The organism is uncultured Olsenella sp. (genome assembly GCF_959602185.1).
In the GTDB taxonomy this organism is placed as follows: domain Bacteria; phylum Actinomycetota; class Coriobacteriia; order Coriobacteriales; family Atopobiaceae; genus Olsenella_I; species Olsenella_I phocaeensis.
The window spans coordinates 21,982-42,735 of sequence record NZ_CAUGRZ010000010.1 but is presented as its reverse complement, the minus strand read 5'-3'; the positions used below and the strand labels follow the sequence as shown (position 1 = coordinate 42,735).

Here is a 20,754-nt window from a genome sequence, read left to right as displayed (position 1 = left end):
CCTCGGGTAAGGTGCGCCTCTGCTCTGCTTGCCGCCGGAGGCGTCGGCGTGGCTTTTGGCCACCCATGATAGCCGATGGGCCAGGCCGGCCGGGCCTAGTTCAGGGGAGAGGGGCCTCCCCCGAACTCGTAGCGCAGGACGAGCGGCTGGCCGCCGCCAGCCTCGAGCTCCACGCAGACGAAGGCGCATTCCACCTCGTCGAAGCCCTCCCCCAGGAGCACGTTGGCATAGAGGCCCGCCTGCATCCTGTGGCGCTCGAGGAGCTCCTGGGAAGGGAGGCCCGCGTCTCCGGTCTTGTAGTCGACCACCAGCGCCCGGGGGCTGCCGGGGTCGAAGCAGAGGAGGTCGATGGCGCCCTCCACGTAGCTCCCGAACCTGGACTCGACCTTCCTGAAGAAGGGCTGCTCCGCCCTGAGGCAGGCGTGCGAGAGCGCCTCCCTCCGGATGTCCGAGCCCTCCCAGCGCGCCAGCGCACGCTCGAGCCGGTCGCACTGCCGGGGCGAGAGCCGCCAGTAACGCTCCGTCTGGGCGACGCGTTCGGGCGAGGGAGACGAGGCCGACTCTACCATGGCCTGAGCAAGCTGGTGGAAGGCGGAGCCCAGGCTCGTCGCCCGGTCGGCATCGGCCTCCGCGCCATCGGACGGGCCAGGCTCCTCGCAGTTCCCCTCGACGTCGCAGGAGAGGAGCACGGTGGCCTCGTCCCGCCCCCCTCCCCCCAGCGCGTCAAGCTGCCGCCGGGCGGAGGAATAGCTGAAGACGCCCTCCCGGGGACTCCAGCCACGCGCCGACTCGCCCCGCACGGCGAGACCGTCCTCGACGGCGACGTCGTAGCTGACGAAGGGGGACGGCTCCTCCCCTGCCTTCGGGCCGTCCCCCAGGGCACCCAGCTCGCGGGGGGACCCGGCCCCCCCGTCGTCGAGCAGGCAGCCCCCCTCGGGTCCCGGCACGAGGGAGGTCACCCTCAGCGCGGCGGGCTCGCTGCCGCCGTATTCGACGAGCCCGTCGTGCTCCCCGGGCTCCGGCAGCCCCTCCCCGAAGAGGGCGCGGCACACCCCGGAGGCGAGGAGCGGCCTCAGGCTCCCGTCCTTCGACATCTGGGCCGAGACCCCCAGGACCACCGCCTCCCTCGCGCGCGTGAGGGCGACGTAGAGCAGCCGGGCGCGCTCCGCCGCCTCGCCCTCCTCCGAGCTCGTGAAGAGCCTCCTCGCCCAGTCCACGCAGTCGGTGCAGGAGGCGTCGTCCTCGGGGGCGTCCCGGCGGAGCCACGACGAGTCCGCCTCGGGCGGGATCAGGGCGGCCAGCACGGAGCCGGAGCGGTTCTCGCAGCAGACGCCCTTGGAGGGGGGCGCGTCGTTGCCCCAGCACTCGCACGCCGCGACGACGGGGAACTCCAGGCCCTTGGAGGCATGCACGGTCATGACCTGCACCGGGCCGCCACCCCCGCCCACGAGCGAGGCGGGACCGAGCTTGCAGACCTCGAGCCAGCGGTCGAACTCGACGGACGCCTCGCAGACGCCGAGGCCGCCCTCGTCCACGAGCTCGCCCACGTGCCGCACGGCCGCGAGGGCGTTTGCCAGGCGGGCCTGGCCGTCGGGACCGCCGTCCTCGAGGCGGGCGACGAGGCCGGACTCGCGGAGCATCGCCGCGAGCACGTCGCGCACGGGCCAGCTCCCCAGCCTCCGGAAGGCGCGCACGACCAGCTCGCGGGCTGAGCGCAGCGCGGGAGAGGGCTCGAGGCCCGCGGGGAGGTCGAACGACACGAGGCCGGCGTCTATCCCCCGCTTCGTAAGGGCGTCCACCTCCTCCTGGTCGCGGGTCGCGAGGAGGAGGAGGTCGTCTGCCGAGAGGCAGAACATCTGGCTCGTGAGCACGGGGTAGAGCCCGTCCTGGGTGTCCCTGGGGTTGGCGAGGAGGTGCAGCAGCGCCGAGACGAGGCGCACCTCCTCGCTCTGCGAGAAGGTCGACCCGCCGCTCACCACGCACTCGATGCCGCGGGAGCGCAGGGCCTCGAGGTAGCTGCCGAGCCTGCTCATGCGCCCCAGGAGGAGGGCCACGTCGGAGGGCCTCTGGCCGGCGTCGATGTAGCTCGCCAGGCGCTCGGCCACCCTGTCCGCCATCACGCGGGCGCGGTCCTGGGACGAGACCTGCGCCCTCCCCTGCCGCCTCGAGCACACGAGCTCCACGCTGACGCGGGGAAGCCCCCGCGCCGCGAAGCCGCTCGCGCGCCCCTCCCAGGCGACGAGGTCCATGAAGCGCGGGAGGAGTCCCCCTCCTCCCTCCTGGCCGCGTCCGAGGACGTGTGCCACGAAGCGCAGGACGTCGTCGTGGCTGCGGAAGTTGTTCTTGAGCTCCACCACCGAGGAGGGGGGCAGCGACGCCTGACGGTCGCGGAACACCTGCACGTCGGCGGCACGGAAGCGGTAGATCGACTGCTGGGCGTCCCCCACCGTGCAGAGGTGGCAGGCACCGGGCCCGCTCAGGAGCTCGATCATGCGCACCTGCTGGGCGTTGGTGTCCTGGAACTCGTCCACCATGACCAGGCGGAAGCGCCGACCGTACTCTGCCGCGACCTCCGGATGCTCGCGGAAGGCGCGCAGGGTGAGCGAGAGCAGGTCGTCGTTGTCGAGGACCCCGAGCCCCGCCTTGAGTCCGGCGTAGCGACGGTCCACCTCGCGCGCGAGCTGGACGAGCTGGGTGCGGAAGCGCATCGCGCCAGCCATCTGCACGGCGAGCGCACAGTCGGCATAGGCGGCCTTGATCTGGGCGCCCAGCTCCCTCATCTTCTTCGACCTGTAGGCGTCGCCGGGCTTCCTTATGCGCCCGAAGGCCTCCGCGGCGTGCGCCGCGTCGCGCTGCGAGGGCGGGAGCGAGAGGAGCCTTCCCACCACCTCGAGGGAGTTCTGGAGGTTCGTGCGCTCCGCCTCGCCGGCCTTGGACGAGAAGGCCTTTGCCTCCTGCCCCAAGGCGAGCGCCCTCTGCACGCAGTCGAGGTAGAGCGAGAGCTCTCCGAAGACGTCGGGGGCGGTCCCCGGGAACTCGACCGAGTCGAAGCCCTCCAGGGCCGATCCCGCCGCGTCGCGAAGGGTCCTGAGCATGCCGAACACCGTAGCGGCGCCGTCGATTCCGGCCCGCCCCCTGAGCTCGAAGCTACGCCTGAGCTCCGCGTAGGCGGGGTCGTCCTGGACGATGCCGCACACCTCGTCGACCGCCCGTTCGACCAGGTCCGCCGAGACGCCCTCCCCCGCGACCTTGAAGCCGGGGTCCAGGCCGAGGGCGAGGGCGTGCCTCCTCAGGATGCGCGAGCACATGCCATGGATGGTGCTGATCCAGGCAGAGTCCACCTCGAGGGCGTGGCCTGCCATGCCCCCCTCGCGCAGCCGGGCGCGGATCTTCTCCTTTATCTCGTCCGCGGCCGCATGCGTGAAGGTGATCACCAGGACCTCGTCGAGGCTGTCGAGGTAGGGCGCCCCTCCCTCGCCCGAGCCGGGGGTGAGGGCCCACGCGACCCTCTCGGCCAGGGTGGACGACTTGCCCGACCCGGCCCCCGCAGCCACGAAGAGCGGCCTGTCGAGGGTCCGCGTGATGCGCTCTTGCTCTGGTGTCAGACGGCGTGCCACTAGGACAGCCTCCTCTCGCAGTTGGTGACGGGACACCACTGGCAGGCCTTGGCGTCGACGGGGTCGGCGCGGACGTCACCCGCGAGCATGCGCCCTATCGCCGCGGCGACCTGCTCCTCGGTGGCGTCCAGCAGCTCCTCGAAGCCCAGCTGTCCAGGCCCCCCGCAGCAGCAGGAGTCGAGGCGGGCCTGCCTCGCGGGCCCCAGCACCTGGTCGGCGAAGTTGGCGTCGACCACCCCCGCGAGCTCGTGCTGGTCCGCGCGCGACCCCCTGGTCGAGAGGTACATCGCCCCCACCACCTTGAGGTCGGGCATCATGCGGCGGATGACCTGCGCGTAGATGAGGGCCTGCACCCTGCGCGGGAGCCTGAGCCCCCCCGGCCCGGGACAGCCCTCCCTCCCGAACACGTCGTACTCGGCGGCGAAGCCCGCAGCGCCCTTGTGCTTGTAGTCGATCACCACGGCGCAGCCGTGCTCGTTCACGTCCACCCGGTCGACGCTGCCCACGAAGTCGGCGCCGGCATAGCTCACGTGCACGCTCTGGGGACGCCTCCCCCCAAAGCGGAGCTCGAAGTGGCGGGGCTCGAAGCCCTCGAGCACCCCCAGCTCGAACTCGACGGTGCTCAGGAGGTCGCGACGCAGGAAGTCGAGCTGCAGGCGCTCCCCGCTGTCATGCGGGACGAGCGATTGCGCGGCGACGGTGGTGGCCCGACGAAGCTGGTGGGCGAGGTGGTGGTCCACCTCGGTCAAGACGAGCTCGCGCATGTGCTCGAGGTTCTGCGGCGTGACCCGCGTTCCCGGGACGTACGACTGCCCCAGCAGCTCGAAGTCGGCCTCCCCGCCATCCCCGAGGAGCCCGGCGGCGCGGGCGGCCTCCGTCGCGAGCCTGCGGTGCGACACCTCCAGGACGCGGTGGGCGAAGCTTCCCATCTGGAGCGGGCCGAAGCCGGCGTCCACGCGGTCCAGGCCGAGCCTCCTGAGGGTGAACCACTTGTGGGGGCACTCCAGGTAGGACTCCATCTGGGAGGCGGAGAGGGACGGACGGCCCCCCGGCAGCTCGGCCTCGCCCGGACGGGGGACGACGATCATCCCGCGCAACCCCGGCGAGAGCATCGAGCCGGCCGCGACCGCGCGCGAGCCCTGCGGGGCGGGACGCGAGCCCTCCCCCGAGAGGCAGAGGCTCGCCTCGCCCTCCCCCATGCCGCGGACGCGGAGGGGACAAGGACCCTCGCCCTCGAAGCCGTAGCAGGCCAGCGCCTCGGTGAGCATGACTGCCGGATAGCCGACCGAGGCGTCCGCGGCATGGGTCGCGCGTTCGAGCAGAAGCGAGCTGCGCGCCGCGGCCACGGCGGAGGCGAACTGCGAGCGCGCGAGCTCGAGCGGGTCGTCGGAGCCGCCGAGGCCAAGCTTGGAGAGGAGCGCCTCGTACGCGTCGTCCCTGGGCGCGAGCGGGTACTCCGCCGCCGTGAGCCCCGAGACCAGGACGAGGTCATGGGAGGCGGGCTCGAGCCGGGCCGCCTCGGGGCGGGAGAGGAGCCTCACTCCCACCTGGGCCGCCTCGTCCCCCAGGACGAGGCGGCGGCGCAGCGCCTGCCTCCCCGCGAGCTCGGCGAAGAGGTCGCAGAGCTCGGAGAGCGACATGCCGGCCGGCGCCAGCCCCTTGCCCTTCCCGCGGCCCAGGCCGAGCTCGCTGACGCTACCGGAGACTGCCTGGAGGGAGCGCAGGCCGTCGATGCCGCGGAGCCGGGACTCGCCAGGCGTCCCCGGCCCCTCCCCCCGCGAGCGTGCGAGGTCGGCCTGGGCCTGGTCCGCCTCCTCCATGGCATGGGCGAGCAGCCCCGCGGCGTGACCGATCTGGCCGCGGAGTATCGCCGCCGTCGCCTGCTGGACCTCCGGACTGGTGCTGCGCTTGCGGCCGAGGGACTCGAGCAGCTGGCGCGGGGTGAGGGAGCGGTTCCCCCGCCAGCGGCGGTCGAGCTCCCACGCCTGCTGCCGTCCCATCCCGCTCGCGTCGCTCAGCAGGAAGTCCACGATGGGCCGGGGGGGCCACCAGGACATGTCGCCCAGCTGGGGCAGTGGCCTGCCGTCGGGACCCTGGACGGGCCCGGGCCAGCCGAGGTCGAGCTCGGAAAGGCGCGCGACCTCCCTTGCGAAGCCCAGGAACGCACGAACCTGGGGGATGCGGTCCAGGCGCACGGGGATGCTGGCCCGGACGCAGGCGCCGCGGGCGGCGAGCTTGGGCGCGAGCTCGGACCAGGCGCGGCCTACGTCGGGCACCACCACGGCAAGGCTCGCCGTCCCAGCATCGGCCGCCAGGGCACGTCCCCGCTCGAGGAGCTCGGCACACATGAGCTCCCCCTCGCTGAGGGGGCCCGACGCCTCGAGGAGCGCGACCCTGCCCGATGGCTCGAGCGCGCCCATGGAGGGCTCTCCCATGCGAAAGAGCCGCGCACGCAGTCCCAGGAGCTCGCCTGCCGCCGGCGCGCGATGCCCCTCGACCGACTCCTCCTCGGCAACCTCGACGCCGAGCTCGCGACAGAGCGCCACGACGGCGCGCGCGGACGATTCCGCGAGGGCCGTCGCGGGACCCTCGTCCGAACGCACCACCAGTACGAGCTCCCCCGCGCCCGCGAGGCGCGCGAGGAGGCGCAGGACCGAGGGGGGCGCCTGGTCGAACCCCGCCGCGACGACGCGCGGGTGGCTGCCATGAGCCTCGGCGAGTGCGTCGGGCAGGAGCCACATGGCCTCGCAGAGCTCCACGAGGCCACGGCGGCGGAGCGCCTCCCCGTACTCGCACACAAGCCCGCAGAGCTTGCGCTCCGCGCTCCCCAGGGCCCTCCATCGCGGGTCGCCCTGGTCCGGCGGCAGCTCGGGAAGGTGCTCGGAGCAGAGGCGGGCGAGGAGGTCCAGCGTGCCGCTGGTGCCGGCAAGGCCCTCGAGGGCGCCCTGGGACCGGGCGCGGTTGAGCAGGACGCGCAGAAGCGCGAGCCGTGCCGTGGCGTCGACGACGCGGCGTCCGTCACCCCACAGCCCCCAGCGCTCCTCCGCCCAGGCGACGGGGGTCGCCACCTGCAGGAGGTGGGGCGCGCGCGGGTCGTCCGCAAGCGCCCTTCTGCAGGCGAGCGCCTGATCGACCGAGGGCACGAAAAGGGTCGCCTCGGCGACGGCGGAAGTGGCGCCGAGCTCGCGCATGACGGGGGCGCCCAGGAGCCGGGGGTCGTCCGTGCGTATGAGCTTGAGTGGCATGTGCCCTCCCCTTCCTCGAACCGAACGGCCGCGCCTCGTCGCCCGTGCCGACGGGCACATGGTAGCGCGGGGGTGGGACGCCAAGCCATGGGCCCGCGGCAGGGAGCCGCGGGCCCATGGCGGTGCCGGATGGCGGTGCGCCCTACTCCCCGTCCATCCGGGCGAGCACGCGGCGGTACCCGCCCGCCTCGCCGTTCAGGCACTTCGAGACGCGGCTCACGGTGGTGGAGGACGCCCCGGTCTGGCGGGACACCTCGAGGTAGGACGCCCCGTCCCTCAGCATGGTGGCGACCCGCAGGCGGCGGGCCAGCTCCTCCACCTCCTTCGGGCTCAGGAGGTCCTGGAGGAAGGCACGGGCCTCGGAGGGGTCGGACACCAGGCCGACCGCCTGGTACAGCCGCTCCGCGTCCGCGCTTCCGATCCTCTCGCCCGCACTCCGAGCCATGCGCCCCGCCCTTCGCCATGGGTAGGACATCCGTGGCCTCCCCTGGCCGCCTACTTTACTCCATTAAAGCGAGAGGGGGCCTTGGCACGAGGCATGGCAGGAACCGGACCTGGGTATAACCAAGCCATCAGAAGGAGGAAACCATGTCATTTCTCGGAACCTGGTTCGTTACCGCAATTGCCACCATGGCAGCGATCGCGCTGGTCCCCGGCATCGAGGCCGTGGGCGGCAGCTGGATGGGCCCGGCCATGTGCGCCCTCATGCTCGCCCTCGTCAACGCGACCGTGAAGCCCGTGGCGACGTTCTTCTCGCTTCCCCTCAACTTCCTGACGCTCGGCCTCTTCTCGCTGGTGATCAACGCCCTGATGCTCGAGCTCGCGAGCTACCTCTCGCGCAACGTCTTCCACGCGGGGATCCTCATCTCGAGCTTCGGCGCGGCGTTCTTCGGGGCCATCGTGATCAGCGTCGTCGCCAGCCTGGTGGGCGGCGTGACCGGGCTGCGCTAGGCGTCGTCGTCCGGGCGCGCCCCCCTCGTCCTGGGCAGGAGCGGCTGCCTCCGCGGAGCCTCGGCCTCCCCCTCCTCGCCCGCGAGCGCCAGGTGGTCGGCGACGTCTCGGACCAGCTCGCGGGCCTGGCGGGCGGCAGCCTCCCGCGCCTCGGCGACGCGCTCCCCCGCCGACGCCCGGTAGGCGTCCACGGTCGCCCCCACCAGCCTGCGCACGAGCTCGCGGCTCTGGTCGCTGACGGACACCGCGGCCGCGAGCACCGCCTGGATGCTCGGCGGCTGGAGCACCTCGTCGAAGGTGGTGGCACCCCCTGCGCCGAGCACGCCGAAGAGTTCGGAGACGAACTCCGCGCGGTGGTCCAGGTCGATCTGCGAGACCCAGGCCGCGATCGCCTCGTCCACCCTCCTCGCGTCGTCGTCCAGGCCCTCCGCCCTCGCCAGCCCGTCGGGCAGGCACTCCCAGGTCATGGGGTCGTGCTGCAGCATGCCGCTCCCGTCGCTTCGCACGAACGCGTGGGGGTCCTCGGGACGCGAGAGGAGCATGCCTATGACGCTGTGCTCGGGACAGACGTGATGGAAGCGGTCACCGAGGAGCGAGGACGGGCTCTGGGGCATGATTTCGGGCGCCATGCCAGGGCCGTCGAAGCTGTACGCCTCGCGGATCCGCGGGCGCAGCCCCTCGGGGCAGGAGAGCGCGGCGAAGGCGACCAGGTTCCCGCCCTTCGAGTGCCCACCGAGGTAGGCGTACCTCCCCCGAGCCGCAAGCCCGCGCAGGGCCTCCGCGCAGTAGGCTGCCGCGCGCCTCTGGGCCTCGGTCACCGTGAAGCTCAGCATGAAGTCCTCGCGCCAGCCCACGAGGGTCGAGTCGGTCCCCCGCAGGGACACGAACTCGTCCCCGTCCGGAAGCGTCGCGCGGAGGGCGGCGAACTGCAGCGAGCTCCCCTCGTCAATCTGGTCCACGTAGTCGTGGAGCACGAGGTCGCCGAAGCGCCTCGACGAGGCGAGGCGGCGGAGGTACTCCGCGTCCAACGTGGCAAGCGAGCGCACGCGGCCGGACATGTCCTCGCCCGCCTCGTCGGCCAGCGCGAGGCAGGCGGCAGAGAGGCTCACGCCGCCAGCTCCCGGCCCGGGGACGAACCCCGTGAAGTCGAGGTAGCTCAGGCACGAGAGCACGAGCGCGTCGACCTCGTTGAGGGGGCGCTCGTCGAAGCGGAGGTCGCCCCTCCAGGCAAGATAGTCGTTCATGTGGAACATGCGCTGCCCCCTCTTGTGTCGCCTTCGCCCGCGTGGCCCCCAAGACGGAGGCGGCCCGTCTTGGCTCTTGCCCCTGGGGCGCCGTCGTGGCCGCGCGCCGGCCCCAGACGGGAGACGGCCGCGCCCAGGGGCGATCGGCGCCCTGGCACGTCTAGAATGCAAGGATACGGGAGAGGGCCAGACCATGGGCGCGAGGGGAGAGGGGCTTCCATGAGGCGCGGACGAGGGGGACGCCACAACTTCCTGAGCTTCCTGCTCTGGATGCTCATGCTGCCCCTCCTGGGGCTCCTGGTCCTGCGCATGCTGCCCCTGAGCCACGCGCAGGGACGCGCCGTCCCCGAGCTGACCTCCTTCGTGATCTGGACCCTTCCCGCCTTCGCCTTCGCCCTCGCGCTCTCCCTCCTCTGGCGGCGCAGGAACCTCGCCGCGCTCTCCCTCGCGGCTGCGGCCCTGGTGGTCGTCTGGCACCTGGGCTACTTCCTCCCCACGCAGACCGTGTCGGAGGCGGCGGTCGAGGCCACGAGCCCCTCTGACGTCGACGCCCCCGTCGCGGACGACGACTACCTCAGGCTCATGACCTTCAACACGAGGAACGGCAGGGCGGATGCGGCCGCGCTGGTCCGGGCCGTCAGGGAGAGGCGCGTCGAGGTGCTCGCCTTACAGGAGGTGAGCTGGACCTTCCTGGACGAGTTGGGCGAGGCGGGCATCCACGAGCTTCTCCCCCACTACGTCCTGGGCGAGGCCTCCGCCACGGACAACGGCGGCATCAACGCAATCTTCTCGCTGCAGCCCCTCTCGCGCACGAGTTCGAACCTCATGCCCACCGAGTCCTCTGCCCTCGCCGCGGGCACCGTGACCCTGGGCGAGCGTCGGCTCCGCTTCGTGAGCACGCACCCCAACTCGCCCCATCTGGGAGGGCAGGGCCTCTGGAGCGAGGGACTGGCGAGCGTGTCGGAGCTGGCAGGCTACGACAACGCCTACGTGATCATGGGGGACTTCAACGCGACCTGGGACCACGTCGGCTTCAGAAAGCTTCTGGGGGACAGCTTCCTGGACGCGGGAGAGGCCGCGGGCGAGGGACTCCACCTGAGCTTTCCCGCCAACTCGGTCATCCCTCCCCTAATCGAGATAGACCACATCGTCTACAGCAAGGGGGCGGGCATCGCGGTCGGCCAGCTCGAGACCCTGCAGATCGCGGGCAGCGATCACCTCGCCCTGCTCGCGACCCTCGAGGCCTCGTAGGCACGCCGTGGGGAGGGGGGCGGCCCCATGGACCGCCCCCCCTCGCAGGTGACGATGGTGGCGAGGCCTACGCCATGATCTTGCGGAAGAGCCCCTTGACCGCCTCGTGGTCGGCCTCGCGGGGGTTGCCCGGGTAGCAGGCGTCGGCGAGCGCGTCGTCGGCGAGCCGGTCCAGGTCACCCTCGACCAGGCCGTCGCAGGTCTTGGGGATGTTGACGTCGGCCGAGAGCTGCCTGACCGCCGCGATGGCGGCGTCCGCGGCCTCGTCCTCGCCCATGCCTGTGGTGTCGACGCCCATGGCGACGGCCACCTCGGCCAGGCGCTTCGTGACGGCGGGCTTGTTGAACTCCATCGCGATCGGCAGCAGCATCGCGCAGGCCACGCCGTGGGGGGTGTCGTAGTGGGCCGAGAGGGTGTGGGCCATGGCGTGGTCGATGCCCAGGCCGACGTTGGAGAAGCCCATGCCCGCGACGTACTGGCCGAGCGCCATGCCCTCGCGGCCGCTCGCGGGCTGGCCGCTCTTCGCCTCCGCGTACGCGTCGCGCAGGTTCTGGGAGATGAGCTGGATCGCCTTGTAGTGGAACATGTCCGAGAGCTCCCAGGCACCGCGGGTGGTGTAGCCCTCGATGGCGTGAGTGAGGGCGTCCATGCCGGTGGCGGCGGTGAGGCCGGCGGGCATCGAGGCCATCATGTCAGGATCGACGACGGCGACCTCGGGGATGTCGTTGACGTCGACGCAGACGAACTTGCGCACCTTCTCGGGGTCGGTGATCACGTAGTTGATCGTGACCTCGGCGGCCGTCCCGGCGGTGGTGGGGACGGCGATGGTGAAGGTGGCATGGGCCTTGGTGTCGGCGACGCCCTCGAGGGAGCGCACGTCGGCGAACTCGGGGTTCTCGGCGACGGTGCCGATGGCCTTGCAGGTGTCCATGGAGGAGCCGCCGCCGATGGCGACCATCATGTCGGCGCCGGACCCCTTGAAGGCGGCGACGCCGTCCTGGACGTTCTTGATGGTGGGGTTGGGCTTGATCTCGCTGTAGAGGGACCAGGGGATGCCCGCCTCGTCGAGGAGGTCGGTGACCTTCGCGGTCACGCCGAACTTGACGAGGTCGGGGTCGGAGCAGACGAAGGCCTTCTTGAAGCCCCGGCGCCTGATCTCGCCGGGGATCTCCTTGATCGCACCGGAGCCGTGGTACGAGACGGTGTTGAGGACGAAGCGGTTTGCCATGATTCCTCCCAGGGACGAAGCTGACCTATGAACGCCTCCTGCATTATCTACCTAACAAGAACTAAACATATAGATAAACATCCGGCAGCCATGTCCCATTCCCGCATAGGCGGGTGGGGCGCACGTCGCGCCGCCGGGACGGGAGACGGAAGCCCCGCCGGCAACAGCTACCGACGGGGCTTCGCGGTCGTTGCGCGCGGAGGGGACTCGCCCCGCCCGGACCTGGCTACTCTCCCCTGACCGAGGCGGCGAGGGCGTGCGCCAGGGCGTCCAGCTCCCCCACGGTCTCCTCCTTCACGGACGAGGCGAGGTGAACGACGGGCTCCAGGACCTCGACGTCCTTCGCGGCCTCCAGCTGCGCGAGCATCAGCTTGCCTGCGGCGGGCGCCCAGGAGCCGTTGTAGATGACGCCCACGGTGCGCTTCGAGAAGCCGTGGTTGCCCAGGTCGAGCAAGAGGTCGCGCATGCCGTCGAAGATCTCCATGTTGTAGGTCGACGAGGCGAATACCAGGTGGGAGTACTGGAAGGCACGCGAGATGAGCTCGGAGACGTCGGTCTTGGAGCTGTCATACACGCGCACGTCGCGCACGCCCAGCTCGGCGAGCTGGCGGCTCAGGATGTCGGCGGCGTTTGCCGTGTGCCCGTACACGGAGCCGTAGAAGATCGCGACCGAGCGGAGCTCCGGCTCGTAGGAGGCCCACTTGGCGTAGCGGCCCAGGATCTGGTCGAAGTCGCGCCTCCAGAGATGGGCGTGCAGGGGACAGATGAGCCTGACGTCGAGCTTCGACGCCTTTTTGAGCAGCGCGGTGGTCTGCATGCCGTACTTGCCCACGATGTTGGCGTAGTAGCGGCGCGCCTCGTCGGCCCAGTCGCGCTCCCACTCGACCTCGTCGGCGAAGATGCAGCCGCTCATGGCACCGAAGGCGCCGAAGGCGTCAGCCGAGAAGAGCGTACCCGTGAGCTGGTCGTAGGCGACCATGACCTCGGGCCAGTGGACCATCGGGGCGCAGACGAACTGGAGGGTGTGGCGCCCGAGGTCGAGGGTGTCCCCCTCCTTGACCTTGATGGCGCGCGACTCGGCGTCGAAGTCGAAGAACTGCCCCATGAGCTTGAAGGCCTGGGCGGTCCCCACCAGCCTCAGCTGGGGGTAGCGCCTCACAAGGTCGGGGATGACGGCGCAGTGGTCGGGCTCCATGTGGTCGACGACCATGTAGTCGAGGTCGCGCCCGCCCAGGGCGAAGTCGAGGTTCTCCCAGAACTGCGTGGTCACCGCTTCGTCCACGCCGTCCAGGAGGCAGGTCTTCTCGTCGAGGACGAGGTAGTTGTTGTATGACATGCCTTCCGGCACCCTGTGGATGTTCTCGAAGAGCTCGATGCGGCGGTCGGAGGCACCGAGCCACCAGGTGTCCTCCGCTACCTTGCGTACGTTGTGCATGTGCGTTCTCCTCGCTGGACCACGGCTCCGCCGCCGCCCGTATTTCTGCCTTTCGCCATTCTACTATGCCTCCCGCCCTTGACAGGCCGGGGCGGGCATCTCGCCGCGTCCGCCGAACGTGCGGGTACGCGCCGCCCGCCGCCGCGCGCGGCCCCTCCTAGCTGGCGTGCGCGGCGTGGCGCCCGGAGGACCACTGGCCGCATCGGCGCAGGAGCTCCATGCGAGCCGTGACGTAGCGCTTCTCGACCGCCTGGGCGAGCCTTCGTGCGATGCCGTTGGCGACGCCGCTCCCAAAGCAGCTCAGGAGGGCGTCCAGGCCCAGGAGGGCAGCCAGGACGAGGATGGCCATGCGCTGGGCCGCGTCCTGCCGCGCCAGCGCCCAGTCGCAGACGACGAGCACCAGCGGCAGCATGAGGATGCCGTACCACTGCTTCTCTATGAGGTCGGCGAGACTCGACTGGTAGGCCCCCTGCCGACGCACCTCGACGTGGATGCGGGTGACGTGACTGACCAGGCCGTTGGCGGCCTCGCGCAGGGTCCCGCTCAGATGCCCCGCGAAGAGCTCGTAGAGCAGGAGGTAGCTGGGGTAGACGCAGGCCGCGACCGTGCGCGCCCAGTCACCGAGGCCCGCCGCAGGGCCCAGGTCGAAGCGGGCCTCGTTGCCCCCCACGAAGGGGAAGGTCCGGTACCAGAGGAGGGCGAAGGCGAGGACGAGCAGGCTTCGGATGAGCCAGGGCCCGAGGAGGAGGCGTCTGAGGCCGTGGCCGGGCGCGTCCGCGGCGGCGTTGGCGTCCCGCTCGGCGGCGGCGCTCCTGGGGTTGCCCTCCTCGTCCCAGAATAGGCTGTCGTCCACCTGCGTGCGGGTGGAGTTCCGTCCGGCGGGGTCGAAGTGGACGCCCACGCCGTGCCTGCCCACGCTCCCGCCCACGAGGTCGCGCTGCACGGTGGCGCGGTCGCCCTCGAAGAGGGGCTTCAGCACGGCATAGGCCTTGTTGACCTCGGTCATCTTGCGCTGTGCGAACCTCGGGCTGATCCCGTTCTTGGCGGCGTTGTCGGGATGGTACTCCTGGGCGAGCCTCTTGAAGGCGGCGCGCAGCTCCGCCTTGCCGTAGCGATCGGGAAGCTCGAGCGCCTCCTCGGCCTGTGCCTGCGTCATGTCCTGCCTCATGTGCGACTCCCTGCTCGCGCTCGCTGCGTGCCCGACCCCCAAAAGAATGCGACGGCCGCGAGGGGCCGCCGCATCCACGGGCTATGGGCGCCCCAAGGGGGACACTTCCGGGACTAGTCCTCGTCCAGCTGGGCGGCGACCTCGTCCGAGACGCTCATGGTGGTGTAGACGTTCTGGACGTCGTCGAGCTCCTCGAGGCGGTCGACGAGGCGCTGGACCTTCTTGGCGTCGTTCAGGTCGAGCTCGGTCGGGGTGGTGGGAACCATGGTGAGCTCGGAGCCCTTGACCTCGATGCCCTGCGCCTTGAGGGCGGCCTCGACGGACTGCATCTTGTCGTAGGCGGTGTAGACAATCCACTGGTCGCCGGCGTCCTCGTAGTCGTCGCCCTCGGCCTCGGCCACGGCCATCATGAACTCGTCCTCGTCGACGGCGTTCTCCTTGTCGGCGACCTTCTTGTCGTCGCTGACGATGACCTTCTCGATGGCGATGGAGCCCTTGCGCTCGAACTGGAAGGCGACGGAACCCGTGGTGCCCAGGTTGCCGCCGGCGTGGGTGAAAGAGGAGCGCACGTCGGCCGCGGTGCGGTTGAGGTTGTCGGTCAGGCACTCGACGTAGACGGCCACGCCCGCGGGGCCGTAGCCCTCGTAGGTGACCTCCTTGTAGACCACGGCGTCGGCGCCGGTGCCGAAGGCCTTGTCGATGGCCGCCTGGATCTTGGCGTTGGGCATCGAGACCATGCGGGCGCGGGCGACGGCGGCGGCGAGGGAGGCGTTGTTGTCCGGGTTGGGGTCCCCCCCGTTGCGGGCGGCAACGGTGATGTTGCGCGAGTGCTTGGAGAAGAGGGCCGAGCGCTTGGCGTCGATGGCGGCCTTCTTGTGCTTGGTGGTGGCCCACTTAGAGTGTCCGGACATGGATTCTCCTTCTGACATTGGAACAAACATACGAATGGTACACAAACCCAGGGCGGACGCACAAGGGAGGCACCCGCATCTACAGAAGCACGACACGCGGGCGAGACGGTCAGCTGGCGTCGACCCGGTCAATCCCCAACTGCCCCGAGAGCGCGGACCAGAGCTTGTGGGAACCCGAGCTGGTGGGGTGGACCTGGTCGGGATTGAAGTCGCCCGTCCCCAGCTCGAGCGCGTCAAGGAGCGAGACGTGCAGGTAGCCCTCCTCCCGGCAGAGCTCAGCCAGGACGGAGTCCACCTGGTCCATGCCATAGAGGTTGTGCGCGTCGGTGCGCTCGTTCGCGGGCGGCGAGACCACCACGAGCAGGCGGCAACGTGCCGCGGCGGCCGCCAGGGCGTCGCGGGCACACGAGCGGAAGTCCCCCAGGGGCTCCTTGGCGGCGTCGTTGGTGCCCAGCATGACCACGACCACGTCGGCGCCGTCCCCCAGCCACGCGTCGGGGTCCTCCGCCAGGTACTGCATCCTGAACCCGCTGACCCCCGCGTTCACGAACGAGACGCCCCTCTCGCCCGCCCAGGCCCTGAAGTCGTTGGCCCAGCAGCCGACGGTGGTCGCCACCTCCTCGTAGCTCCCCTGCCGTCCCTGGTAGACGATGACGCCGGTGTCCGAGGGCGCATCCCATCCGTCGCAGAGGTAGCCGGCGGTGATGGAGTCCCCTATGAGGCGGATGGAGCCCAGCTCCCCCGAGGCAAGCATGTCGGCGAGGGGCGAGGGCTGCGGCTGGCCGGCACTGGGGTCATTGACCGTGGCCGTCGCGGCCGAGTCACCCGGGAAGCCCGCGCGCGCGTCGGGACCGGCGCCGCCCGTCTCTGGGGCGTCGCCCGCCGCGAGGGTCCCGACCTGCGAGACGAGGCGAGGGGCGAGCATCGCGAGCAACAGAACGAAGGCGACGGCCAAGGCGGCCAGGGGGCGACGACCCTCTCCCCCGCCTCCCCGAGCCCCTAGGTGCTTCGGCATGGCAGCCCTCCCTTCCGGTCCCGGCATGCCGGCACGGACGCGCGCGACGTCCCGCTAGAGGCCATACTTCGCCACCACCCTGCGGATGGACCTTCCCCAGGGAAGCCAGATGGCAAGCAGGAAGGCCACGGTCGACGTGCCATGGACCAAGTCGAGGGGCAGCCCGGCGGCGAAGGCGGCGAGCACTCCCGGCCAGGTCAGGGGCCGGACGAAGCCCAGCACGTACCATCCGTTGAGCAGGAGCCCGTAGAGCAGCGCCGACGCGAAGCCGAAGGCGTAGAGCGCCCCGCGCCGACCGAGCATGCCGCGCTCGAAGAGCGCCCCGGCAAGGTAGCCGACGAGGCCCCACGCGTACATCTGCCAGGGAGTCCACGCCCCCTGGCCGAAGAAGGCGTTGGAGGCGAGGGCGGCAAGGGCCCCCACCATGAAACCCTCCCTCCTGCCCAGGGCCGCGCCTGCAACGATGGCGATGGCGCTGACGGGCTTCACGTCCGGGAAGGGGGCGAAGAGCACCCGCCCCGCCGCTGCGGTCGCCGCGAGCACCGCCGTCGGCACGAGCTGGCGGAGCGTCGGGCGCGAGGCCTCGTAGCCCGCGAGGAAGAGCGTCAGGCAGAGCACGAGGACGAGCATGGTGAGCCCCGCGCTCGCCTCGACCCCCAGGATCGCGCAGGCCGCCATGGCAAGGGACACCGCCGCGAGCGAGAGGGGCTCCAACGCGGAAAGCGCCCTGGCCCGGACGGACCGGGCCACTATCCCTTCCGTGCCGGCCATGCGCGCCTCCCCTCCTCGATTCGTCCAGAATAGCACCCGTCGCCTTCGCGGGACCGTCCGGCCGACAGGGCGGGCTGCCGCGGGCAAGTGGTCTAGAGTGGAGCAAAGGAGTCCTCGACGAGGGGAGAAGACCATGCTCTACCTTGGCAACTTCAGCTACAGCGACCAGGCGGACCCCGCCGAGAACTACTGCCTCATGCCCGCGCTGGTGGAGGCGACGGACCCCGAGGAGGCCCTCACCAAGATCGCCCACGCCCTGCAGGAGCTGCACGAGGGCTCGGACCTCCTCGAGGGCGCGGCGCGCATCAACCTCGACTCGCTCGTCGAGCTTGAGGCCGCCCCCTCCGAGGCGCTCATCGCCCAATGGACCAAGGTGGTCCCCTCCGTGGAAGGGCTCTCGCTCATCAGCTCGGTCCTGCCCGCCGGAAGCGACGACGCCGAGGCCTATAGCTGGGTCTCGAACGACGCCGACGAGGCGCACGACCACGACCACGACGACCCCTACGACGAGGACGAGGTGGACGAGGAGGTCTTCCTCAGCTTCGAGTAGCGGACCTCTCCCCCGGGAGGCGCACGCCTCGCCAGCCGCCAAGTGCCGCCGACGACGCTGCCGCGGGTAACGTTGCCGCAAGAGGGCCGATGTGGGTGGTTCATCCGACGCCGCACGCGAGAAGTGGGTGGTTTCGCCCGTTTTTGGGGAGAAAAACCACCCACTTCGCACCTCCCGCGGCATGCATGCCCTCTGACACCAACATTCGGTACGCGGCGCGCTCTCACCGCCCAAGGCAGGGCCGAGCCAAAGCCAAGCCCCGCGTCGTAGCCGAACCGTACAAGGCCTAGCGCCAAAGCCGGGAGTTCTCGAAGAACTCCCGGCTGGGCTCGGTGACCGCGACCTGCCCGTCAAAGAGCAGGCTAACCGTGTCTGCGAGCTCGCGCACGAGCCCGAGGTCATGGGTAGCAAGCAGCACCGTCGTCCCGCGCTCGCACGCGACAGCGATCGCCCCGCCCAGGCTCCGGCGCGCCGCGAGGTCCAACCCCTTGCTCGGCTCGTCCAGAAGCAGGAGGTCTGGCCGGGTCAGCAGCAGCTTTGCCAGCGCGACGAGCTGTTGCTGGCCACCCGAGAGGTCGTAGGGGTGCCGTTCCAGGAGCGACGTGCCCAGGCCAAGCTCGGACAGTACGAGCTCGACGTCCCCACCCGCGTAGCCGCATCGGGAGGACCACTCCATGAGCTCCTCTCGCACGCTAGGAAGCGAGAGGAGGGCCTTGGGGCTCTGGGACAGCAGGGCCTGCGTGACGCCACGCGCCTTACGCACCCTGCCCCTCTGGGGACGCAGGGTGCCGGCGGCGAGCGAGAGAAGCGTCGACTTGCCGCAGCCGTTGGCGCCCACCAGGGCGCGGCACTCCCCCCGCGCGAGCGAGAGGTCGAGCCCGCGCAGGACCCAGTCCGCGTCGCGCGCATGGCGGAACCACAGGTCGCGCAGGGAGAGGCGGCTCTCCGCAGGGTTGGGCCCACGTCGGCGCGACCGGTCGAGCAGCCCCAGCTCCCGTCGCTTGCCCAGCTCCTCGAGCGGAAGCTCCCTCACGCGTCCCCCCTCCAGCGAGAGCGCCCTGGTGGCAGAGTCCGCGAAGGTCCTCGGGGCGTGCGTCGCCACCAGGACCGTGATGCCCAGCTCGCGGTTCGCCTTCCTGAGCAGCGAGACGAACTCCCCCCCGCTCACGGGGTCGAGCATCGCCGTCGGCTCGTCCAGCAGAAGGAGCCGGGGCCGCATCGCCAGGACGGACGCGAGGGCGAGCACCTGGAGCTGCCCCCCCGAGAGCTCCGCGCACCGCGCGTGGAGCCAGGGGCCCATGCCCAGGAAGTAGCTCGTCTCGGCTATGCGGCGTCGCAGCTCCTCCTGGGGAACGGCCAGGTTCTCGAGCCCGAAGGACAGCTCCTGCATGACGCCGTCGCAGACGAGCTGCGCCTGGGGGTCCTGGAACACGTATCCCACGAGGGCCGCACTGAGGGCGGGGTCCTCGGCGAGCAGGCCGACGGGCCTTCCCGCGACCTCGAGCTCGCCCGCGAGCCGTCCCGTGGGCGAGATCTGGGGCTTGGCGAGCCTCAGCAGGGTGGTCTTGCCACTTCCCGTGGCGCCCACGAGCACGGCGAAGTCCCCTTCCTCGAGCTCGAGGGAGACGTCCTCGAGGACGGGGGCCGACCCATCGCGCGCGTCAGGCGGGTCGGGGTAGGCGAAGCGGACGTGACTCATGCGAAGGGCCGTAGGCATCAGCGCCCCCTCCAGGAAAGTCGCTCAGCAAGCAGCGCGAGGCTGGGGACCAGGACCTGCAGCGCAAAGGGCAGGTAGCCCCACCATGCCACGAGGGTGGGCATCTGGGGATAGAACCTCCACTGCGCGAGGGCGACGGAGGCAAGAGGGGCGTTGAGCAGCCCCAGCAGCACGAGTGCCGTGATCGCAGCCACGTCCGAGGGACGCAGGATGATGCGCCGGTAGTGGCTGCGGCGGGGCGACGCGGCCCAGCCCCGCGCACGCATCGAATCGGCACGCTCGAGGGAGTCCTCGAGCGCCCAGCTCAGGACGATTCCCAGGGAGCGGATTCTACGCCGGACGGGCAGGTTCCATCGAGTCGTGCCGAAGCGCTCCCCACCCCCGTGGCCAGTCGCGTCGCCCGCGCTGGCCCCCTCCCCTTCCGCGGCGGTGCAGGAGGCGAGCACCCCCTCAGTCAGCTCCGCACGGCGCAGCAGTCGGGGGAGCAGCTGGAACACCATCGAGACGACGAGCGCCAGGCTGGGAAGCCGGCCTCCCCAGACCTCGCGGAGGCGGTCCCCGTCCACGATGCGCGCGCAGCACTCGAACCACAGGAGGGTCGAGAGGAGCATCCCGCCCATGCAGAGGCCATACGAGAGGGACTCGAGCGTGGGCGAGAGAGGCCCCAGCTCGAGCAGGACGGTCGACCCCGTCCGGACGAAGATCGGGTTGAGGAGCACGATGAGGGCGAGGAACGGCAGCTGCCAGCGCAAGCGGGCCAGGATGGCCGAGGGGCCAAGGACGAGGGATGCCAGAAGCAGGCCCCCGCCCAAGGAGATGCCCACGTAGACCGGCTGGAGCACGAGCATGGCCATGAGCAGCGTCGGCACGAGGCAGACAAGGGGGACCAGTGGGTGGCGGTCAGAGAAGAGCTCGTATGTGCCATGGACGTGCATGGTCTAGACGTAGCTCCAGCTCACGACGGAGCCGTCTGACACGCCATACTCGTCACTCATGACGCTGAGGCTCACGCCATCGACCGAGTAGACCCAGCCGTGTCCACCGGACATGTCCGTGCTCCCCACGCCGTTGATAACGTAGACCCAGCTGCCCGAGCCATAGGGATTCGGCCCGGACTGGACCGACGCCACGGAGCAGAGAGCGTCATAGGCTGTGGAGCCCTCGCTCACGTGCGCCGTCGAGGAGCTCCCGTTGACCAAGACCGTGACGGAGATGAGCCCGTCGTCGGAATCGGCTGAGCCGTCAGACGATTCCGAGACGCCTGCACTCGAGGCGAGGTCTCCTCCCCCCGATACATAGCCCTGGCCTCCGGACCCACCCGACGCCTCGTTCCTCGCATCGGAGGGCCTGGTGTCCTCGGAATCGCCGGCCTTCTCGTCTGCGGAACCGGAGGAGGACTGCTCCTTCGACGGGGTGGTGGAACCCTCCTTCGAATCGCCCCCAGAGCTTGTCTCTGACCCCTTGCCATCGGAAGCGGCGTCAGACGCCTCCCGCGTGGTAGAGAGCGAGAGGGAAGGGGCGCCCGGCAGCGATGCGAGCGGATCCTCTCCCCTGGCGTACTGGGACATCGACCATGCACAGAAGGCGATGACGAGGACTGCCAGGACCGACAGGACCGCACGCGCGATCCTCTGGTTACGGGCGCCCATGC

The 20,754-nt window shown here is 70.8% G+C and carries 16 protein-coding genes; 3 read left to right on the top strand and 13 right to left on the bottom strand.

Annotated features, from left to right (window positions below):
• Positions 1-95: 95 nt before the first annotated feature.
• From Q5923_RS07635 to Q5923_RS07625, 3 genes are all read right to left on the bottom strand, one after another.
• Positions 96-3,617, bottom strand: a complete 3,522-nt coding sequence (locus Q5923_RS07635; protein ID WP_303133236.1) for an exodeoxyribonuclease V subunit beta — start codon at positions 3,615-3,617, stop codon at positions 96-98.
• Positions 3,617-6,862 carry a PD-(D/E)XK nuclease family protein gene (locus tag Q5923_RS07630; RefSeq protein ID WP_303133235.1) on the bottom strand — a complete coding sequence of 1,082 codons (3,246 nt, stop codon included), beginning with the start codon at positions 6,860-6,862 and terminating at the stop codon, positions 3,617-3,619. The genes Q5923_RS07635 and Q5923_RS07630 overlap by 1 nt, the downstream gene beginning before the upstream one ends.
• Before the next feature lie 142 nt (positions 6,863-7,004).
• Positions 7,005-7,307 carry a YerC/YecD family TrpR-related protein gene (locus Q5923_RS07625; protein WP_303133233.1) on the bottom strand — a complete coding sequence of 101 codons (303 nt, stop codon included), beginning with the start codon at positions 7,305-7,307 and terminating at the stop codon, positions 7,005-7,007.
• Positions 7,308-7,450: 143 nt separating this feature from the next.
• On the opposite strand from Q5923_RS07625, the gene Q5923_RS07620 reads away from it, so the two are divergent.
• Positions 7,451-7,813, top strand: coding sequence for a phage holin family protein (locus tag Q5923_RS07620; RefSeq protein WP_009278985.1), 363 nt, complete (start codon positions 7,451-7,453; stop codon positions 7,811-7,813).
• Here the strand turns inward: Q5923_RS07620 and Q5923_RS07615 are convergent.
• Entirely contained in the window at positions 7,810-9,066 is a 1,257-nt protein-coding gene (locus Q5923_RS07615) for an Mbeg1-like protein (protein ID WP_303133231.1), read from the bottom strand. The genes Q5923_RS07620 and Q5923_RS07615 overlap by 4 nt on opposite strands.
• A gap of 210 nt (positions 9,067-9,276) precedes the next feature.
• Here Q5923_RS07615 and Q5923_RS07610 point away from each other — a divergent pair, with 210 nt between their 5' ends.
• Positions 9,277-10,308: an endonuclease/exonuclease/phosphatase family protein gene (locus tag Q5923_RS07610; RefSeq protein WP_303133229.1), complete on the top strand. Its 1,032-nt coding sequence runs from the start codon at positions 9,277-9,279 to the stop codon at positions 10,306-10,308.
• Between the two features lie 67 nt (positions 10,309-10,375).
• Here the strand turns inward: Q5923_RS07610 and fucO are convergent, their stop codons facing one another.
• The 6 genes from fucO to Q5923_RS07580 form a co-directional block, all read right to left on the bottom strand.
• Entirely contained in the window at positions 10,376-11,536 is a 1,161-nt protein-coding gene (fucO, locus tag Q5923_RS07605) for a lactaldehyde reductase (protein WP_072499466.1), read from the bottom strand.
• Positions 11,537-11,762: 226 nt separating this feature from the next.
• The gene (locus tag Q5923_RS07600) at positions 11,763-12,971 is read right to left on the bottom strand and encodes an FprA family A-type flavoprotein (protein ID WP_062531391.1); all 1,209 of its coding nucleotides are present in this window, start codon (positions 12,969-12,971) and stop codon (positions 11,763-11,765) included.
• 157 nt (positions 12,972-13,128) lie between these two features.
• The gene (locus Q5923_RS07595; RefSeq protein ID WP_062531392.1) at positions 13,129-14,139 is read right to left on the bottom strand and encodes a J domain-containing protein; all 1,011 of its coding nucleotides are present in this window, start codon (positions 14,137-14,139) and stop codon (positions 13,129-13,131) included.
• A gap of 113 nt (positions 14,140-14,252) precedes the next feature.
• A complete protein-coding gene (locus Q5923_RS07590; protein WP_009278979.1) occupies positions 14,253-15,050 on the bottom strand; it encodes a YebC/PmpR family DNA-binding transcriptional regulator in 798 nt (265 codons plus the stop codon).
• A gap of 109 nt (positions 15,051-15,159) precedes the next feature.
• Positions 15,160-16,065, bottom strand: coding sequence for an SGNH/GDSL hydrolase family protein (locus Q5923_RS07585; RefSeq protein WP_062531393.1), 906 nt, complete (start codon positions 16,063-16,065; stop codon positions 15,160-15,162).
• 54 nt (positions 16,066-16,119) lie between these two features.
• Positions 16,120-16,836 carry an ECF transporter S component gene (locus tag Q5923_RS07580; protein WP_303133225.1) on the bottom strand — a complete coding sequence of 239 codons (717 nt, stop codon included), beginning with the start codon at positions 16,834-16,836 and terminating at the stop codon, positions 16,120-16,122.
• A gap of 133 nt (positions 16,837-16,969) precedes the next feature.
• Between Q5923_RS07580 and Q5923_RS07575 the strand changes: the two genes are divergently transcribed.
• A complete protein-coding gene (locus Q5923_RS07575; protein WP_303133223.1) occupies positions 16,970-17,386 on the top strand; it encodes a hypothetical protein in 417 nt (138 codons plus the stop codon).
• A 286-nt stretch (positions 17,387-17,672) separates the two neighbouring features.
• Here the strand turns inward: Q5923_RS07575 and Q5923_RS07570 are convergent, their stop codons facing one another.
• Genes Q5923_RS07570 through Q5923_RS07560 form a run of 3 tightly spaced genes read right to left on the bottom strand, consistent with a single transcriptional unit; the run spans position 17,673 to position 20,752 of the window.
• Positions 17,673-19,103, bottom strand: coding sequence for an ABC transporter ATP-binding protein (locus Q5923_RS07570; protein WP_072500008.1), 1,431 nt, complete (start codon positions 19,101-19,103; stop codon positions 17,673-17,675).
• Positions 19,103-20,038 (bottom strand): energy-coupling factor transporter transmembrane component T, encoded by a 936-nt coding sequence (locus tag Q5923_RS07565; protein ID WP_072500009.1) that lies wholly within the window; start codon positions 20,036-20,038, stop codon positions 19,103-19,105. The genes Q5923_RS07570 and Q5923_RS07565 overlap by 1 nt, the downstream gene beginning before the upstream one ends.
• 3 nt (positions 20,039-20,041) lie before the next feature.
• Positions 20,042-20,752, bottom strand: coding sequence for a DUF4430 domain-containing protein (locus Q5923_RS07560; RefSeq protein ID WP_303133220.1), 711 nt, complete (start codon positions 20,750-20,752; stop codon positions 20,042-20,044).
• Between the last annotated feature and the right edge of the window lie 2 nt (positions 20,753-20,754).

Excerpts from the sequence above, each read along its gene's own strand:
- Q5923_RS07630 (WP_303133235.1), bottom strand. The coding sequence starts at position 6,862 with ATGCCACTCAAGCTCATACGCACGGACGACCCCCGGCTCCTGGGCGCC.
- Q5923_RS07625 (WP_303133233.1), bottom strand. The coding sequence starts at position 7,307 with ATGGCTCGGAGTGCGGGCGAGAGGATCGGAAGCGCGGACGCGGAGCGG.
- Q5923_RS07620 (WP_009278985.1), top strand. The coding sequence starts at position 7,451 with ATGTCATTTCTCGGAACCTGGTTCGTTACCGCAATTGCCACCATGGCA.
- Q5923_RS07615 (WP_303133231.1), bottom strand. The coding sequence starts at position 9,066 with ATGTTCCACATGAACGACTATCTTGCCTGGAGGGGCGACCTCCGCTTC.
- Q5923_RS07610 (WP_303133229.1), top strand. The coding sequence starts at position 9,277 with ATGAGGCGCGGACGAGGGGGACGCCACAACTTCCTGAGCTTCCTGCTC.
- fucO (WP_072499466.1), bottom strand. The coding sequence starts at position 11,536 with ATGGCAAACCGCTTCGTCCTCAACACCGTCTCGTACCACGGCTCCGGT.
- Q5923_RS07600 (WP_062531391.1), bottom strand. The coding sequence starts at position 12,971 with ATGCACAACGTACGCAAGGTAGCGGAGGACACCTGGTGGCTCGGTGCC.
- Q5923_RS07595 (WP_062531392.1), bottom strand. The coding sequence starts at position 14,139 with ATGAGGCAGGACATGACGCAGGCACAGGCCGAGGAGGCGCTCGAGCTT.
- Q5923_RS07590 (WP_009278979.1), bottom strand. The coding sequence starts at position 15,050 with ATGTCCGGACACTCTAAGTGGGCCACCACCAAGCACAAGAAGGCCGCC.
- Q5923_RS07585 (WP_062531393.1), bottom strand. The coding sequence starts at position 16,065 with ATGCCGAAGCACCTAGGGGCTCGGGGAGGCGGGGGAGAGGGTCGTCGC.
- Q5923_RS07580 (WP_303133225.1), bottom strand. The coding sequence starts at position 16,836 with ATGGCCGGCACGGAAGGGATAGTGGCCCGGTCCGTCCGGGCCAGGGCG.
- Q5923_RS07575 (WP_303133223.1), top strand. The coding sequence starts at position 16,970 with ATGCTCTACCTTGGCAACTTCAGCTACAGCGACCAGGCGGACCCCGCC.
- Q5923_RS07570 (WP_072500008.1), bottom strand. The coding sequence starts at position 19,103 with ATGCCTACGGCCCTTCGCATGAGTCACGTCCGCTTCGCCTACCCCGAC.
- Q5923_RS07565 (WP_072500009.1), bottom strand. The coding sequence starts at position 20,038 with ATGCACGTCCATGGCACATACGAGCTCTTCTCTGACCGCCACCCACTG.
- Q5923_RS07560 (WP_303133220.1), bottom strand. The coding sequence starts at position 20,752 with ATGGGCGCCCGTAACCAGAGGATCGCGCGTGCGGTCCTGTCGGTCCTG.